The 15,587-nt window shown below is 67.0% G+C and carries 15 protein-coding genes; 12 read left to right on the forward strand and 3 right to left on the reverse strand.

Annotated features, from left to right (window positions below):
* Window position 1 precedes the first annotated feature (1 nt).
* Window positions 2-1,084, forward strand: a complete 1,083-nt coding sequence (gene mraY, locus Q0Q36_RS05015) for a phospho-N-acetylmuramoyl-pentapeptide-transferase (RefSeq protein ID WP_265060255.1) — start codon at window positions 2-4, stop codon at window positions 1,082-1,084.
* Window position 1,085: 1 nt separating this feature from the next.
* Window positions 1,086-2,519, forward strand: a complete 1,434-nt coding sequence (murD, locus tag Q0Q36_RS05020; protein WP_293796044.1) for a UDP-N-acetylmuramoyl-L-alanine--D-glutamate ligase — start codon at window positions 1,086-1,088, stop codon at window positions 2,517-2,519.
* A 2-nt stretch (window positions 2,520-2,521) separates the two neighbouring features.
* Here murD and Q0Q36_RS05025 read toward each other — a convergent pair whose 3' ends face one another.
* Together Q0Q36_RS05025 and Q0Q36_RS05030 are read right to left on the reverse strand one after the other, a co-directional pair.
* Window positions 2,522-3,001, reverse strand: coding sequence for a VOC family protein (locus tag Q0Q36_RS05025; protein ID WP_293796045.1), 480 nt, complete (start codon window positions 2,999-3,001; stop codon window positions 2,522-2,524).
* Window positions 3,002-3,184: 183 nt separating this feature from the next.
* On the reverse strand, window positions 3,185-4,423 hold the full coding sequence (locus tag Q0Q36_RS05030; protein ID WP_293796047.1) for an MFS transporter: 1,239 nt from the start codon (window positions 4,421-4,423) through the stop codon (window positions 3,185-3,187).
* A gap of 94 nt (window positions 4,424-4,517) precedes the next feature.
* Between Q0Q36_RS05030 and Q0Q36_RS05035 the strand changes: the two genes are divergently transcribed.
* The 6 genes from Q0Q36_RS05035 to murB all read left to right on the forward strand — a co-directional run bounded on the left by Q0Q36_RS05035 (window position 4,518) and on the right by murB (window position 10,685).
* Window positions 4,518-5,381 carry a LysR family transcriptional regulator gene (locus tag Q0Q36_RS05035; RefSeq protein ID WP_293796048.1) on the forward strand — a complete coding sequence of 288 codons (864 nt, stop codon included), beginning with the start codon at window positions 4,518-4,520 and terminating at the stop codon, window positions 5,379-5,381.
* Window positions 5,382-5,510: 129 nt separating this feature from the next.
* Window positions 5,511-6,635, forward strand: coding sequence for an FtsW/RodA/SpoVE family cell cycle protein (locus tag Q0Q36_RS05040; protein ID WP_293796050.1), 1,125 nt, complete (start codon window positions 5,511-5,513; stop codon window positions 6,633-6,635).
* A 4-nt stretch (window positions 6,636-6,639) separates the two neighbouring features.
* The gene (gene murG, locus Q0Q36_RS05045) at window positions 6,640-7,743 is read left to right on the forward strand and encodes an undecaprenyldiphospho-muramoylpentapeptide beta-N-acetylglucosaminyltransferase (protein WP_293796051.1); all 1,104 of its coding nucleotides are present in this window, start codon (window positions 6,640-6,642) and stop codon (window positions 7,741-7,743) included.
* A gap of 15 nt (window positions 7,744-7,758) precedes the next feature.
* Window positions 7,759-9,165, forward strand: a complete 1,407-nt coding sequence (gene murC / locus Q0Q36_RS05050) for a UDP-N-acetylmuramate--L-alanine ligase (protein ID WP_293796053.1) — start codon at window positions 7,759-7,761, stop codon at window positions 9,163-9,165.
* A 148-nt stretch (window positions 9,166-9,313) separates the two neighbouring features.
* The gene (locus tag Q0Q36_RS05055) at window positions 9,314-9,748 is read left to right on the forward strand and encodes an endonuclease domain-containing protein (protein WP_293796056.1); all 435 of its coding nucleotides are present in this window, start codon (window positions 9,314-9,316) and stop codon (window positions 9,746-9,748) included.
* Window positions 9,749-9,758: 10 nt separating this feature from the next.
* The gene (murB, locus tag Q0Q36_RS05060; RefSeq protein ID WP_293796057.1) at window positions 9,759-10,685 is read left to right on the forward strand and encodes a UDP-N-acetylmuramate dehydrogenase; all 927 of its coding nucleotides are present in this window, start codon (window positions 9,759-9,761) and stop codon (window positions 10,683-10,685) included.
* On the opposite strand, the gene Q0Q36_RS05065 is transcribed toward murB, so the two are convergent.
* Window positions 10,660-11,547, reverse strand: coding sequence for an EamA family transporter (locus tag Q0Q36_RS05065; protein ID WP_293796058.1), 888 nt, complete (start codon window positions 11,545-11,547; stop codon window positions 10,660-10,662). The two genes, murB and Q0Q36_RS05065, sit on opposite strands and share 26 nt — an antisense overlap.
* Window positions 11,548-11,666: 119 nt before the next feature.
* Between Q0Q36_RS05065 and Q0Q36_RS05070 the strand changes: the two genes are divergently transcribed.
* The 4 genes from Q0Q36_RS05070 to ftsA all read left to right on the forward strand — a co-directional run bounded on the left by Q0Q36_RS05070 (window position 11,667) and on the right by ftsA (window position 15,506).
* Window positions 11,667-12,176 carry a MarR family winged helix-turn-helix transcriptional regulator gene (locus tag Q0Q36_RS05070; protein ID WP_293796060.1) on the forward strand — a complete coding sequence of 170 codons (510 nt, stop codon included), beginning with the start codon at window positions 11,667-11,669 and terminating at the stop codon, window positions 12,174-12,176.
* A 119-nt stretch (window positions 12,177-12,295) separates the two neighbouring features.
* Window positions 12,296-13,210 (forward strand): D-alanine--D-alanine ligase, encoded by a 915-nt coding sequence (locus Q0Q36_RS05075; protein ID WP_293796062.1) that lies wholly within the window; start codon window positions 12,296-12,298, stop codon window positions 13,208-13,210.
* A gap of 5 nt (window positions 13,211-13,215) precedes the next feature.
* A complete protein-coding gene (locus tag Q0Q36_RS05080; protein ID WP_293796064.1) occupies window positions 13,216-14,178 on the forward strand; it encodes a cell division protein FtsQ/DivIB in 963 nt (320 codons plus the stop codon).
* A gap of 32 nt (window positions 14,179-14,210) precedes the next feature.
* On the forward strand, window positions 14,211-15,506 hold the full coding sequence (gene ftsA / locus Q0Q36_RS05085; protein ID WP_293796072.1) for a cell division protein FtsA: 1,296 nt from the start codon (window positions 14,211-14,213) through the stop codon (window positions 15,504-15,506).
* The last annotated feature ends 81 nt before the right edge of the window (window positions 15,507-15,587 follow it).

Consider the following 15,587-nt stretch of genomic DNA (forward strand, 5'->3'; position numbering starts at 1 on the left):
CATGCTCGTCTGGCTCGCTGAACTGTCCGGCACCTTCCCGGTGCTGAACGTCTTCCGCTACATCACCTTCCGCGCAGGCGGGGCGACGGCGACGGCGCTGCTCTTCGTCTTTTTCTTCGGTCCCTCGGCCATCTCCTGGCTCCGGATCAAGCAGGGCAAGGGCCAGCCGATCCGCACGGACGGGCCTGAATCGCATCTCGCCAAGCGCGGCACGCCGACCATGGGCGGGCTGATGATCCTGACCGGGCTGTTCGTCGCCGTGCTGCTCTGGGGCAACCTGCGCAACCCCTATGTCTGGATCGTGCTCGGCGTGACCGCCGCCTATGGCGCGATCGGCTTCTATGACGACTTTCTCAAGGTCACCAAGCAGTCGCACAAGGGCTTCTCCGGCAAGGCGCGCATCGCGATCGAGGTCGTGGTCGCGCTGATCGCCTGCTATTTCATCATGCAGACGCAGCCGCCCTCGATCGGCTCGGGCTTCGCGATGCCCTTCCTGAAGGAAGCGATCATCCCGCTCGGCATTCTGTTCCCGCTGGTCACGGCCTTCGTCGTGGTCGGTGCGGGCAATTCGGTGAACCTGACCGACGGGCTCGACGGGCTCGCCATCGTGCCGGTGATGATCGCGGCCGGCACCTTCGGCTTCATCTCCTATCTCGTCGGCAACGCGATCTTCGCGAACTATCTGCAGATCCACCACATCCCCGGCGCGGGCGAACTCGCCGTGATCTGCGGCGCGGTGATCGGCGCCGGCCTCGGCTTCCTCTGGTTCAACGCGCCGCCGGCCCAGATCTTCATGGGCGATACCGGCTCGCTCGGCCTCGGCGGCCTGCTCGGCACCATCGCGGTCGCGACCAAGCACGAGATCGTGCTGGCGATCGTCGGCGGCCTCTTCGTCGTCGAGGCGCTCTCGGTGATCATCCAGGTCTTCGTGTTCAAGCGCACGGGCAAGCGCGTCTTCCTGATGGCACCAATCCACCACCATTTCGAGAAACTGGGCTGGACCGAGCCGCAGGTCGTGATCCGCTTCTGGATCATCTCGGTCGTGCTGGCACTGGTCGGTCTCGCCACGCTGAAGCTGCGCTGAGATGACCCCGGTAACGGTTTTCGCCGGGCGCAAGGTCGCCCTGTTCGGCCTCGGCGGCTCGGGGCTCGCGACGGCACGCGCGCTCAAGGCGGGTGGTGCCGAGGTCGCGGCCTGGGACGATAACGAGAAGAGCCGGGAGAAGGCGGCGGCTGAGGGCATCGCCGTCGTCGACCTCGCGAATGCCGACTGGTTGGATTTCGGGGCTTTCGTGCTCTCACCCGGCGTGCCGCTGACCCATCCCGAGCCGCACTGGACCGTGGGAAAGGCCAAGCAAGCCGGCGTCGCGATCATCGGCGATGTCGAACTGTTCTTCCTTGAGCGGGCCAAGGTCGCGCCGGGTTCGCCGGTCGTCTGCATCACCGGCACCAATGGCAAGTCGACCACGACGGCACTGATCGCCCATGTGCTCGGGGAAGCCGGCCGCGACGTACAGATGGGCGGCAATATCGGCACTGCCGTGCTGGCGCTGGAGCCGCCCGCCGCGAGCCGCATCCATGTCATCGAGTGCTCAAGCTACCAGATCGACCTTGCGCCTTCGCTCGCGCCGACCGTCGGCATCCAGATGAACCTGACGCCGGATCATCTCGACCGGCATGGCTCGCTGGAGAACTACGCCGCGATCAAGGAGAGGCTGGTCACGGCGGCCGATATCGCGGTGGTCGGCGTCGATGACGACGCCTCCAAGCAGATGGCGCGTCGTCGCGCTGCCGACGGACGTCCGCTGGTCAAGATCAGCGGCGAGCAGCCGCTCGACGAAGGCGTCTTCGCCGGCGTCACCGCCAATCAGGGCCGGCTCGACACGCGCATCGTCGAAGTGAAGGACGGCAAGCCGCGCGTCGTCGCCAATCTCGCCGGGATCGGCTCGTTGCGCGGCTCGCACAATGCGCAGAATGCGGCGGCTGCCTTTGCCGCTTGCTCGGCTTTGGGCCTCACCGCGGAAGAGATCGCGGCCGGCTTCAAGACCTATCCGGGTCTCGCGCATCGCATGGAGGAGCTCGGCCGGATCGGCCGCGTCGTCTTCATCAACGATTCCAAGGCGACGAACGCGGATTCCACGGAAAAGGCGCTGACATCCTTCCACGGTATTTTCTGGATCCTCGGCGGCAAGGCCAAGGATGGCGGCATCGACAGCTTGCGCCGCTACTTCCCGAATATCGCCAAGGCCTATTTGATCGGTGCGGCGAGCGATCTCTTCGCCGCGACCTTCGACGATGACGGGCGCGTCACTTACGAGCGCAGCATGACGCTCGACAAGGCCGTGGCGGATGCCACGCGCGATGCGCTGGCGGCGACAGGCGAGGGCGAGATCGCGGTGCTGCTCTCGCCGGCCTGCGCTTCCTTCGACCAGTTCCCGAATTTCGAGGTGCGCGGCGATACGTTCCGCAAGCTCGTCGCAGACCTCCCGGGCTTCGAGCCCTTCGGCAGCAAGCGGTAGGCTCAGCCGCGCCGCGCGGCCTCGATCTTAGCGACGTCGATTTTCTGCATCGTCATCATCGCGGCGAAGGCGCGCTTCGCCTCTTCACCTCCGGCAGAGAGCGCCTCGCTCAACACGCGCGGCGTGATCTGCCAGGACAGGCCCCATTTGTCCTTGCACCAGCCGCACTCGCTCTCCTTGCCGCCATTGCCGACGATCGCGTTCCAGTAGCGATCCGTCTCCTCCTGGTCCTCGGTCGAGATCTGGAAGGAGAAGGCCTCGCTGTGCTTGAACATGGGCCCGCCATTGATGCCGAGGCAGGGGATGCCGAGGACCGTGAAGGTGACCGTCAGAGCGTCGCCGGCCTTGCCCGAAGGAAAGTCGGTCGGAGCGCGGAAAACCTCTTTCACCGCGCTGTCCGGGAAGGTCTCGGCATAGAAGCGGGCGGCGGCCTCGGCATCCTTGTCGTACCACAGGCAGATCGTGTTCTTGGCGATGGCCATAGTCAGTCCTTTCGCTGTCGAGACGGTTGCGGCGCGGAGTTCCCCGCATCAGCACGACAATGCGTGTCAGGAGCGGCCGCGGCAGCTCGATCAAGCTGCAAGGCAGTCGAGGCGAGGAGATGGCGAGCACGTGGTTCTGCCTGCCATCTTCAACATTGCACATCGCAGCTTCAAGCGGTCGGACTATGCTCTTCGAATGGCCAGCGGCAGCGCCGTAGCGAGCACCGGGGCGATCAGCAGCGTCCAGGCGGCGGAATAGCCGAACTGGTCGGTGACAAGGCCGAAGAGCCAGGGGCCCAGCGCCATCGCGATCAGGCAGAGTGTCGAGGCGAAGCTGACCGTCGAAGCAATGGAGCTCGGCGGCGCCATTTCCGCGATCTCCAGCAGATAGAGCGGGAACCAGCCGATCCCGAACAGGCCGAAGGCGACGAGGACCGATGCCGTGAGCCAAGCCGGGGCACCAAGCGGCAGCGCTGCGAAGATCGTGACGACCACGGCCCCGATCAGCGCGATGCCGGCGAAGGCGCGCGGGCGATGTCCCGGCCAGAGCCGGTCGCAGAGCCAGGGCAGGCCGACCCGGCCGGGGATGCCGGCGAGCTGCGCCAGCGCGAACAGGCTGGCTGCGCCGACAAGGCCAAGGCCAAGCGCACCGCCCATGTAGCCGATGGCATGAGCGGTGAAAGTGAACTGGAAAGCCGACATCGCGATGCCCAATCTGAGCACGGGCCAGAATTGCGGGTTCTGTCCAACTGTTCGGACCAGGGCGCCGAGCTTCAAGGGCTCCTCGCGCCTGGCTTCGGGAGCCACCTGCCCGCCCTCGCGATAGAACAGCAGAAACAGCAGGCTGCCGAGCACGGATACACCAGCGCTGAACCAGGCGGCGGCAGACAGACCCGCTTGCGCGGCGATAAGCGGCAGGAGTGCCGCCGCGATCATCGTGCCCAGTGGCACGGCCGCCTGCCGGAAGCCTGTCGCCAGCGCGCGATGGCGCGGCGGGAACCAGCGCATGATCGCGCGCGTGCCGCCCGGTTGCACGGCGGCATAGGTGCCGCCCAAAAAGGCCATGCAGAGCAGGAGGCCGGTCAGCTCCGTCGCGAAGGAAGCGGCCACCATCGCGGCCGCCATCGCGAGCATGGCCAGCCCGACGACGACACGCTCGCCATAGCGGTCGATCGCCCGGCCGATGCCATAGATCGTTGCGATCTGGGCGCCGTTCATCAGCGTCACCGCCAGCGAGGCCGAAGCGAGCGAGACGCCGAAGGCATCGCGCCAGAAGGGCACGAGGATGTAGACGCCCTGCGAGACCACCGAGCCGGCGGTCTGCGTCGCCACGGCGACCGTCAGGACGGTCCAGATGGAGATGCCGGCCTGTGCCGGCTCCGCGCTGGGTGCAGATGGGTTGGCGAGAGTGGTTCTGGTCATGAGCTTTCGGGTCCGGGAGTGATGCCGCGACCAGACGCCGATTTTCATCTCATCGGAATTGTCGTGTTTCGGATATCAGTGATATCGATCTCTTATGGATATCCGCCGCCCGCTCGATCCCGAGGCCGTCGAGACCTTCGTGCTCGCCGCCGATCTGCGCTCCTTCACCAAGGCGGCTGCCGCGCTGAACACGACGCAGGCGGCGGTCTCGCTGCGGCTCAAGCGATTGGAGGCTCAGATCGGCCAGCGCCTGCTCGAAAGAACGCCGCGCCGCATCAGCCTGACACCGGCCGGCGAGCGCTTCCTCGGGCCGGCGCGGAATGTGCTCGCCGCTCATCGCCGTGCCGCCGAGGCGCTGATGCAGGAGAACGTGTCGCTCAATCTCGGCGTCACGCATCATCTCGTCGGTCCCGAGCTGACGCGGGCGATCCAGGTCGCAGGGCAGGCGGGCGGGGGCGTGACGCTGTCGCTGCGCACGGGGCTCTCGCGCGGGCTGCTCGAGATGTTCGATGCCGGCGAGCTCGATGCGGTCATCGTCCTGCGCCACGATGCCAGCCGGCGTGACGGGGAAATCCTCGCCGAGTCGCGCTTCGGTTGGTTCGCCGCGCCGACATTCTTATCGTTCCAGGGCGAACCGTTGCCGCTCGCGGTGCAGCGGCAACCGTGCAATCTGCGGGCGATGGCCGTCGACGCATTGGCAGCTGCCGGCTTGCCGTGGCGGGAAGCTTTCGTCGGCGAGGGCGCGGCCTCGGTGGCAGCGGCAGCGAGCGCCGGGCTTGGCCTCGCGCCGCTCGCGCATTGCGCCGTTCCCGCTGGATTGGTCGATGTCGGCGCCCGCTTCAAGCTGCCGTCGCTGCCGACGCGGCCGATCATTCTGCATTCGGCTGTGAGCCGGCCGCGCGCCGCTGTATTGCTCAACGGCATGGCGTCGGCGTTCCGTTCCGTGGCTGTGCGATGATGTGGATGGCGCTTCCCGGAACCGCTGATCCGGCGCATCGGAATCAATCGGTTAACCATTCATTGACAGAGTGATTCGTCACGCAAGCGCGGCCTCGGCTGCGCAGAATTTGTCGATGGGATGCCCGTCATGGTCTCGCGCGCGGAACCTTCTCTCAGCGGCCGCTGGTGGTGGTCGATCGACCGCTTCATCCTGACCGCGCTCGTCGCGCTCATGGTTTCCGGCGTCGTGCTGCTGATGGCGGGCGGCCCGCCGGTGGCCGAGCGGCTCGGCCTCTCGACCTTCCATTTCGTCAACCGGCAGGCGGCCTATCTCGCCGGTGCGATGGTGATCTTCCTCGGCGTCTCGCTGATGACGCCGCGCCAGGTGCGCCGCACGGCGCTGCTGCTCTATGTCGCCTCGCTCGCCATGGTGGTGGCGACGCTCTATTTCGGCGTCGAGGTGAAGGGGGCGAAACGCTGGCTGACGCTTGGGCCGCTGGGTTCCGTCCAGCCGTCCGAGTTCCTGAAGCCCGCTTTCGTCGTCATGGCCGCCTGGGCCTTCGCCGAGGGAACGCGCCGGCCGGACCTGCCGGGTACGATCCTGGCGCTGCTGCTGCTGCCCTTCACTATCGTGCCGCTCGTCCTCCAGCCGGATTTCGGCCAGACCATGCTGGTCAGTCTCGTCTGGGCCGGGCTGTTCTTCGTCGCCGGGCTGCACTGGTTCTGGGTGATCGGGCTCGGCGGCGTCGGTGCGGTCGGCATCGTCGTGGCCTATGAATTCGTGCCGCATGTCCGCGCCCGTATCGAGCGCTTCATGGACAAAGGCTCGGGCGACTCGTTCCAGGTCGACACCGCGCTGGAAAGCTTCGCGCAAGGCGGCTGGCTCGGCAAAGGTCCGGGCGAGGGCACGGTGAAGCGCATCCTCCCCGACGCCCATACCGACTTCATCTTCGCGGTCACGGCCGAGGAGTTCGGCATCGTCGTCTGCATGCTGCTGGTGGCGCTTTTCGCGATCATCGTGATCCGGGCGCTGTTCGTGGCGCAGAAGGCGGAGGATCCGTTCATTCGCCTTGCGGTCACCGGCCTGGCCCTGCTCTTCGGCATCCAGGCGGCGATCAACATGATGGTCAACCTGCACATGATGCCCGCCAAGGGCATGACGCTGCCCTTCATCTCCTATGGCGGCTCCTCGCTGCTCTCGCTCGCGGTCGGCACGGGCTTCCTGCTGGCGCTGACGCGGCGACGGCCGCGCTCCGCCGATTTCGGGGGGTGATCCGATGGCCGCGAGCAAGCTCATCATGCTGGCAGCCGGGGGAACCGGCGGCCATCTTTTTCCGGCTGAGGCTCTGAGCCACGCGCTGCATGCCAAAGGCATGCGTGTCGTGCTGATGACCGATACGCGCGCCGCCGAATTCGCCGGCAGTTTCCCGGCCGAGGCGGTGCATGCCGTGCCGGCGGCGACGCCGTCCGGCCGCTCTCCATTGCAGAAAGCCAAGGCGCTCTTCCATATCGCCAAGGGCACGTTCTCCGCGCGGCGGATCATCCGGCAGGTGAAGCCGGATGTCGTCGTCGGCTTCGGCGGCTATCCGACTGTGCCGCCGGTGCTCGGGGCTTCGCTCGCAGGCGTTCGCACGCTGATCCATGAGCAGAACGCCGTGATCGGCCGGGCCAATCGCTTCCTCGCCGGCCGCGCCGACGTGATCGCGACCGGCTTTGCCAAGGTCGGCGGTCTTACGGAAGCGCAGCAGGCCAAGTGCCGCCATGTCGGCAACCCCGTGCGTCCCGCCGTGATCGCGGCTGCGGCCCATGAGTATGACCCGCCGGGCGAGGGCAAGATCAGGCTGCTCGTCTTCGGTGGCAGCCAGGGCGCGCGCATCATGGCCGATATCGTGCCGCCAGCGGTCCAGCTCTTGACCGATGCCGAGCGGGCCCGCCTGACCATCGTCCAGCAGGCGCGCGCCGAGGACGACGAGCGCGTGCGCGGCGTCTACGAGACGCTCGGCATTCCGGCGACAGTCGCGCCCTTCTTCAAGGATCTGCCGGCGCAGATGGCGGGCGCACAACTCGTGATCGCGCGTTCGGGCGCCTCGACGGTGGCGGAACTCACCGTGATCGGCCGGCCGGCGTTATTGGTGCCGCTACCGGGCTCGCTCGACCAGGATCAAGCCGCCAACGCGGCCTTCCTCGAAGGGGTGGGCGGCGCGACCCGCATCCTCCAGCCGGACTTCACGCCGCGCCATCTTGCTGCCGAATTGTCCAAGCTCATCGCGCAGCCCACACACTTGACGACGATGGCGGCAAACGCGAAGAGCGCCGGCATCCCCGACGCCGCCGACCGCCTCGCCGATCTCGTGATCGCCATGGCCAATCATTCGAACTGACAGGATTCCAGGACCATGAAGCTGCCGCCGAAGCTCGGCTCCATCCATTTCGTCGGCATCGGCGGCATCGGCATGTCCGGCATCGCCGAGGTCCTGCACAATCTCGGCTACAAAGTGCAGGGCTCGGACGCCTCCGACGGCGCCAACGTCAAGCGCCTCGCCGACAAGGGCATCACCACCTTCGTCGGCCACAAGGCCGAGAATATCGGCGAGGCCGAGGTCGTCGTGGTCTCGACGGCGATCAAGCGCGACAATCCCGAGCTGCTCGCCGCGCGCGAGAAGCGCCTGCCGGTGGTGCGCCGCGCCGAGATGCTGGCCGAGCTGATGCGCCTGAAGAGCTGCGTCGCCATCGCCGGCACCCATGGCAAGACGACCACGACCTCCCTGGTCGCGACGCTGCTGGAGAAGGGCGGGCTCGACCCGACCGTGATCAATGGCGGCATCATCAACGCCTACGGCACCAATGCCCGCATGGGCGAGAGCGACTGGATGGTGGTCGAGGCCGACGAGTCGGACGGCACCTTCCTGAAGCTGCCGGCCGACGTCGCGATCGTCACCAATATCGACCCCGAGCATCTCGACCATTTCGGCACCTTCGACGCGATCAAGGCGGCATTCCGCTCCTTCGTCGAGAACCTGCCCTTCTACGGTTTCGCGGTGATGTGCATCGACCATCCGACGGTGCAGGGTCTCGTCGGCCAGATCACCGACCGCCGCGTCGTCACCTATGGCGAGAACCCGCAGGCCGATTTCCGTCTCATCGACATCGATCTTTCGGGCGGGCAGGCCCAATTCACGCTGCTGATCCGCGACCGCAAGACCGGCCGCGACGAGGTCATCCGCGACCTCGTCATGCCGATGCCCGGCCATCACAACGCGCTCAATGCCACGGCTGCGATCGCGGTCGCCTATGACCTCGGCATCCCCGTGCCGCGCATTCGCGAGGCGCTGGCCGGCTTCGGCGGCGTGAAGCGCCGCTTCACCAAGACCGGCGAGTGGAACGGCGCGCTGATCTTCGACGATTACGGCCATCATCCGGTCGAGATCGCTGCCGTGCTGAAGGCGGCCCGCGCCTCGACCAAGAACAAGGTGATCGCGATCGTCCAGCCGCATCGCTATACGCGCCTGTCGAGCCTGTTCGACGATTTCGCCGCCTGCTTCAACGATGCCGATACGGTGATCGTGGCCGACACTTATGCGGCCGGCGAAGCGCCGATCGCCGGCGCCGATCGCGATTCGCTGGTCGCCGGGATCAAGGCGCGCGGCCATCGCCATGCGCTGCCGCTGGAAAGCTCCGACAAGCTCGCCGGGATGGTGGCGGAGCTGGCAGGACCCGGCGACTATGTCGTCTGCCTCGGCGCCGGCAACATTACGCAGTGGGCCTACGCGTTGCCGGGGGAACTCGCGGCGCTCAAGGGGTAAGCCTTGAATCCTTCTCCCCTTGGGGGAGAAGGTGGCCCGGCGTAGCCGGGTCGGATGAGGGAAGACCGGGTGAGGCGCTGCAAGGCTGCCCTCATCCGTCTGCTTCGCAGCCACCTTCTCCCCCGAGGGGAGAAGGAAGAGCCGCTTGATGAAAGGCACAGCCCTGCATCGCAAGAACTCATCCCGCACACGCGACTTCGCCCGCGGTCAGCGGGAGGAGCCGACACGGGCTGAAGCTCTGTTCTGGCAAGCGGTTCGCAACCGCCGTTTCGCTGGCTTGAAATTCAAGCGCCAGATGGCGATTGGGCCTTTCATCGCCGATTTCTGCTGCTTCGAGCATAAGCTCATCGTCGAACTCGACGGCGAACCGCATGCAACTCTGGAGGCACGCACCAGGGACGCCGTCCGCACGGCTTTCCTGAAACGGGAAGGCTATCGGGTCTTGCGCTTTCCCAATGAACGCGTGCTAGGAAACCTCGAATTCGTCCTGCGCGAGATCGCAAGTGTTCTCGGTCTCGTGGGGCTTCCCTCATCCGACCCGGCTTTGCCGGGCCACCTTCTCCCCCGAGGGGAGAAGGAGTAAGCGCCGAGCCATGCCCTTCGCAGACCTCACTTCCGACATCCGTGCCTCGGCTCCCGATCTGCGGGGCCGGCTCCTTGCCAATCAGGAGCTCGCGGGCCTGACCTGGTTCCGCGTCGGTGGCCCGGCGCAGATCCTGTTCACACCGGCCGATGACGAGGACCTCGCCTATCTGCTCTCGAAGCTGCCGGAGGATGTCCCGGTCACGGTGATCGGGCTTGGCTCCAACCTGATCGTGCGCGATGGCGGCATTCCCGGCGTCGTCATCAGGCTCGGCGGCAGGGCCTTCGGCGAGATCGCGCTGGAGAGCGGCGACCGGCTGCGCGCCGGCACGGCCGTGCCGGACGTCAAGGTCGCGCGAGCCGCGGCCGATGCCTCGCTCGACGGATTGGCCTTCTATCGCGGCATTCCCGGCTCGATCGGCGGCGCGTTGCGCATGAATGCCGGCGCCCATGGCGGCGAGACCACGGATGTGCTGGTTTCCGCGCGCGGCGTCACTCGCAAGGGCGAGATCGTGACGCTCTCCCATGCCGAGATGGGTTTCACCTATCGCAACAGCGCGGCCTCGACCCGCGACATCATCTTCACCTCGGCGCTGTTCCAGGGCCGGCCGGGCGACCAGTCGGAAATCCAGGCCGAGATGGACCGGGTGACGCAGGCGCGCGAGGCTGCCCAGCCAATCAAGGAACGCACCGGCGGCTCGACCTTCAAGAACCCCGAAGGCGGCAAGGCCTGGAAGCTGATCGAAGCTGCCGGCTGCCGCGGCCTGCGCGTCGGCGGGGCGCAGGTCTCCGAGATGCACTGCAACTTCCTGATCAACACCGGCGGTGCGACGGCGGCCGATGTCGAAGGGCTTGGCGAGGAAGTTCGCCGCCGGGTCAAGGAGAATTCCGGCTTCGAGCTCCAGTGGGAGATCAAGCGGCTCGGGGTTGCGGCGTAGCCGGCACCGCGGAGGCGCGGCGGCGGGAGAGGATCATTCCCACGATCGTCGAGCCGAGCACGATCGCGATGCCCAGGAACTGAAGCGGGCTCAGCCATTCGCCCAGCAGCACCGCGCCCAGAATCGTCGCCATGGTCGGGCTGAGCAGCCCGAGAAAGGCGACGCCGGCCCCCAGTGTCGTGATTCCCCTGATCCACAGCCAGTAGGTCAGGGCGGTTCCGATGAGCACGAGATAGGTCAGGCCGATGCCGTTCAAGGCGCTCGGCAGTGGCGGCGCGCCTTCGACGAGCAGGGCTACCGGCAGCAGGATCAGGCCGCCGAGCGTGAGCTGCCAGGCCGCGATCGCGAGCGGCGAACCCATCTTGCCCCAGCGTTCGATCAGCACGGTTCCGGTCGCCATCGAGGCGGCGCTCAGGAGGCCGGCGACGATGCCGAGCGCATCGGGTTTCGCGTGCGGATCGAGCACAAGGAGGGCGACGCCGACGAGGCCGGCGAGCGCGGCGATGATCTGGCCGCGCACCGGACGCCGGCCGAGCAGGGGCCAGGCGAGCAGGCCGACAATCAGCGGTTGGGTCGAGCCGACCGTCGCGGCAAGGCCGCCGGGCAGGCGTGCCGCGCTGACGAAGAGCAGGGCGAAGAAGATGCCGATATTGGCAAGGCCGAGCGCCGCCAGCGGCAGGAGCTTGTCGCGCGGCGGCAGGCCGGGGCCGAGCGCCATCAATAGCAATCCAGCGGGCAGGGCCCGCAGCGCGCCGACGAGCAGCGGGTGATCCACTGGCAGCGTCTGGGTGAAGATGATGTAGGTCGTGCCCCAGATGCAGGGCACGAGGATCGTGGTCAGCAAGGTCCGGTTCAGTGGCATTTCGGCCTCCGATGGCGCGTCGCGCTTGGCTCATGGTAGCGCGGCTGCTATGTTTGATTTGATATAAGATAATTCGATATAAAATTATCTGACGTGAAGTTACTTGGCAAGGAGTCGGAATGGGTCAGGAGCGAGCCTCCGTTCAGAGCGGGCCGATGGATTCGATCCTGGCGCAGTGGCGACGGGAACGGCCCGATCTCGACACCGGCGTCATGGCGGTCTGCGGCGACCTCTGGCGCGCGGCAGACCGGGTGCGTGACGGGGTTGCTGCGAATCTCGTAGCCGATGAGCTGGATCTGGCCGGCTTCGACGTGCTGCTGACGCTCAGGCGCCAGGGCAGGGGGCAGGCGCTGTCGCCCTCCGAACTGGCGCAGGACATGATGATCTCGACCTCGGCGATGACCAACCGGCTCGACCGGTTGCAGAGGCGCGGCTTGATCGAGCGCCAGGCCGATCCTTCCGATCGGCGAGCCTTGCGGATCGTGCTGACCGAGGCCGGCTTCGTGCTGGCCGACCGAATCGTCGTCAGCCATGTCGCGACGGAGGAGCGGCTGGTGAGTGCGCTCTCGGGAGAGGAGCGGGTAGAGCTGAGGCGGCTGCTTGCGAAGATCGGCGAGGCCCGACCCTAGCGCAGTTCCCGCGGCTTCCAGCCGTTGCGCGACGGCTCCGTTAACGCCGGCCGCGTCATGGTTAACGCGCTGTTAACCAAGTTTAACGAGGTTGGACGCATCGCAGGAGCGAAGCGTCGATGACCAAACATGTTGCAGTGCTGATGGGCGGCTGGTCCGTCGAGCGGGAGGTCAGTCTCAACAGCGGCGCGGCCTGCGCGCGGGCGCTGGAGAGCGTCGGCTATCGCGTCACCCGCGTCGACGTGCAGCGCGACATCGCCGAGGTGCTGGCGAAGTTGAAGCCCGATGTCGCCTTCAACGCCCTGCATGGCCGGTTCGGCGAGGACGGCACGATCCAGGGCGTGCTGGAGATTCTGCGCATTCCCTACAGCCATTCCGGCGTGCTCGCCTCGGCGCTGGCGATCCGCAAGGACCGGGCGAAGACCGTGGTGAAGGCGGCCGGCGTGCCGGTCGCGCATGGCGTCAACGTCTCGCGATTCGCCGCCGCCAAGCAGCATGTCCTGCCGCCACCCTACGTGCTCAAGCCGATCGACGAGGGCTCTTCCGTCGGCGTCGTGATCGTGAAGAAGGGCAGGGAACACCCGCCGCAGGAAATCGCCCGGCCGGACTGGCCTTGCGGCGAAATGCTGCTGGCCGAAACCTTCATTGCCGGGCGCGAATTGACCTGCGCCGTGATGGGCGACCGCAGCCTCGGTGTGACCGAAATACAAGCCGCAACCGGTGAGTTTTACGACTACGACGCGAAGTACGCGAAAGGCGGCTCGATCCACATCTGTCCGGCTCAAATTTTACCGAAAATTTACCAGCAGATCGAAGAGTGTGCGTTAACGGCGCATCAAGCAATCGGATGCCGGGGCGTCAGCCGATCTGACTTCCGTTACCACGACGAGAGCGACACGCTCGTCTGGCTGGAGGTCAATACGCAGCCCGGGATGACCGAAACCAGCCTGGTGCCCGAGTTGGCTGCCCATGCGGGCCTGGATTTCGGTGAGCTCGTCAAATGGATGGTGGAGGACGCCTCCCTCGATCGGTGAAAGCGATGACGACGAAGACCGTTGCCATGCCCCGATATGCGCCTGCCCGGCCGCTCTCCCGGCTCCCGGTCGCGCCTGCCGCCCCCCAGCTTCTGGTGGGTGAGCAGCGCCAGGGTCGCTGGATGCGCCGCTCGCGCCGCAGCGCCGTCGCGGTGCCGCTGGCGCAGCGCCTGCCGCAGAGCCTCGGCACCTGGCTGGCGCTGGGCTTCCTCACGCTCAGCCTTGGCAGCGGCTTCGTGCTCGGCGGCCACTGGCAGACCATGCAGGACAATTACGGCGAGCCGCGCCACATGTTCGCGCGGGCGCTCGGCTTTGGCATCGACCGCGTCACCATTTCCGGCCTCTCGGGACTGTCCGAGCAGGAGGTCCTGGTCGCGGCCGGCATCGATTCGAAGACCTCGCTGGTGTTCTTCGACGCCGACGAGGCCCGCAAGCAGCTCGAGGCGACGCCGCTGATTCGCGAGGCCGCCGTCCGCAAGCTCTATCCGGGCGAGGTCTCGATCGCGCTGACCGAGCGCGAGCCCTATGCGCTCTGGCAGGTGAAGGGCGAGCTCTTCGTGATCGCGGCCGACGGCACGGTGATCGACAAGATGGATGACGGCCGCTTCGCCTATCTGCCGCTCGTCGTCGGCGCCGACGCCAATAACCGCGCCGCCGAATATCTGGCGATCCGCAACAAGGCCGGCGCCTTCGCCCAGCATATCCGCGCAGCGACCCTGGTTTCCGGGCGTCGCTGGAACCTGAAACTCGACAACGGCATGGATGTGCGCTTGCCCGAGACCAAGCCGGAAGCCGCGGTGCAGCGCCTCGTGTCGCTGGAGAGCGATTATCGCATCCTCGAGAAGGATGTGCTGGCCATCGACCTGCGCCAGCACGATCGCGTTGTGATGCGGCTCTCGGAGGAGGCGGCCGCAGCCCGCGCCGACCAGCTCAAGAGCAAGGCCAAGAAGAAGGGAGGCGAGGCGTGAACCACGTTACCTCCCAGGGTTTGACCCCACGCATGCGTCCGCTGTCGTCGCGCAAGAGCGCGACCTTGTCGATTCTCGACATCGGCACCAGCAAGGTCGTCTGCCTGATCGCCGAGTTGAGCCCGGCCGAGAGCAACGAGCGGCTGCGTGGGCGCACCCATGTCGCCCGCATCATCGGCATCGGCCACCAGCGCTCGCTCGGCCTGAAGGGCGGCGCGATCGTCGATCTCGAAAGCGCCGAGCGCGCCATTCGCGCTGCAGTCGATGCGGCCGAGCGCATGGCCAAGGTCGAGGTGCAGTCGGTCATCGTCAACCTGACCGGTGGGCGCATCGGCTCGCAGCATTACGCCGCCAGCGTCGACCTGCGCTCCGGTTCGGTCGGTGATGCCGATGTGAAGCGCGTGCTCGCGACCGCCGCGACCCATGCCCTGCGCCCCGGCAAGGCCGTGCTCCATGCCCTGCCGACCGGCTATGCGCTGGACGGCGTGCCGGGCGTGCTCGATCCGCGCGGGCTGATCGGCGGCAAGCTCTCGGTCGACATGCATGTCGTCGCCAGCGAGGCGGCGGCGGCGCGCAACGTCATGCTCGCGGTCGAGCGCTGCCATCTCGAAGTCGAGGCGGTGGTCGCGACCCCCTATGCCTCCGGCCTCTCGGTCCTCGTCGACGACGAATCGGAGATGGGCGTCGTGCTCGTCGATCTCGGCGGCGGCTCGACCTCGCTCGGCGTGTTCTCGGGCGGGCATCTCGTCCATGCCGACGCGATCGCCGTCGGTGGCAACCACATCACCATGGACGTGGCGCGCGGTCTCTCGACCCGCGTCTCGGCGGCCGAGCGGCTGAAGACGCTGCACGGTTCCTGCATCTCCAGCGCCTCCGACGAGCGCGACATGATCGCAGTGCCGCAGGTTGACGACGACGAGCGCGACATGCCGAACCATCTCGCCAAGTCGCATCTGGTGCGGATCATCAAGCCGCGCGTCGAGGAGATCCTCGAACTCGTGCGCGACCGGCTGAACAATGCCGGCTTCTCGGCCCAGGCCGGGCGGCGCGTCGTTCTCACCGGCGGCGCCTGCCAGCTCACCGGCCTGCCGGAAGTGGCGCGGCGCATTCTCGGCGGCCAGGTCCGCACCGGCCGGCCTCTCGGGATCAAGGGCCTGCCGGAAGCGGGCAAGGGCCCGGCCTTTGCGGCGGCGGTCGGCCTGCTGGTCTATCCGCAGGTCGCCCATGTCGAGCATTTCGAGCCGCGCGCCGCCGGTGCGCGCCATTTCGCAACCGGGACGGACGGCTATTTCTCGCGTGTCGGGCGGTGGCTGAAAGACAGTTTCTAGTGAGTACGGTCCGTTCGAAAGGGCGGGCCACGGCGTCAAACGTAGCAATCGGGACGGCTCCCGCCAGGCGCCGGACAAGGG

The organism is uncultured Allobosea sp. (genome assembly GCF_945957345.1).
Classification (GTDB): domain Bacteria; phylum Pseudomonadota; class Alphaproteobacteria; order Rhizobiales; family Beijerinckiaceae; genus Allobosea.

Coding starts and splice junctions, on each gene's coding strand:
- mraY (WP_265060255.1), top strand. CDS start 2: ATGCTCGTCTGGCTCGCTGAACTGTCCGGCACCTTCCCGGTGCTGAAC.
- murD (WP_293796044.1), top strand. CDS start 1,086: ATGACCCCGGTAACGGTTTTCGCCGGGCGCAAGGTCGCCCTGTTCGGC.
- Q0Q36_RS05025 (WP_293796045.1), bottom strand. CDS start 3,001: ATGGCCATCGCCAAGAACACGATCTGCCTGTGGTACGACAAGGATGCC.
- Q0Q36_RS05030 (WP_293796047.1), bottom strand. CDS start 4,423: ATGACCAGAACCACTCTCGCCAACCCATCTGCACCCAGCGCGGAGCCG.
- Q0Q36_RS05035 (WP_293796048.1), top strand. CDS start 4,518: ATGGATATCCGCCGCCCGCTCGATCCCGAGGCCGTCGAGACCTTCGTG.
- Q0Q36_RS05040 (WP_293796050.1), top strand. CDS start 5,511: ATGGTCTCGCGCGCGGAACCTTCTCTCAGCGGCCGCTGGTGGTGGTCG.
- murG (WP_293796051.1), top strand. CDS start 6,640: ATGGCCGCGAGCAAGCTCATCATGCTGGCAGCCGGGGGAACCGGCGGC.
- murC (WP_293796053.1), top strand. CDS start 7,759: ATGAAGCTGCCGCCGAAGCTCGGCTCCATCCATTTCGTCGGCATCGGC.
- Q0Q36_RS05055 (WP_293796056.1), top strand. CDS start 9,314: ATGAAAGGCACAGCCCTGCATCGCAAGAACTCATCCCGCACACGCGAC.
- murB (WP_293796057.1), top strand. CDS start 9,759: ATGCCCTTCGCAGACCTCACTTCCGACATCCGTGCCTCGGCTCCCGAT.
- Q0Q36_RS05065 (WP_293796058.1), bottom strand. CDS start 11,547: ATGCCACTGAACCGGACCTTGCTGACCACGATCCTCGTGCCCTGCATC.
- Q0Q36_RS05070 (WP_293796060.1), top strand. CDS start 11,667: ATGGGTCAGGAGCGAGCCTCCGTTCAGAGCGGGCCGATGGATTCGATC.
- Q0Q36_RS05075 (WP_293796062.1), top strand. CDS start 12,296: ATGACCAAACATGTTGCAGTGCTGATGGGCGGCTGGTCCGTCGAGCGG.
- Q0Q36_RS05080 (WP_293796064.1), top strand. CDS start 13,216: ATGACGACGAAGACCGTTGCCATGCCCCGATATGCGCCTGCCCGGCCG.
- ftsA (WP_293796072.1), top strand. CDS start 14,211: ATGCGTCCGCTGTCGTCGCGCAAGAGCGCGACCTTGTCGATTCTCGAC.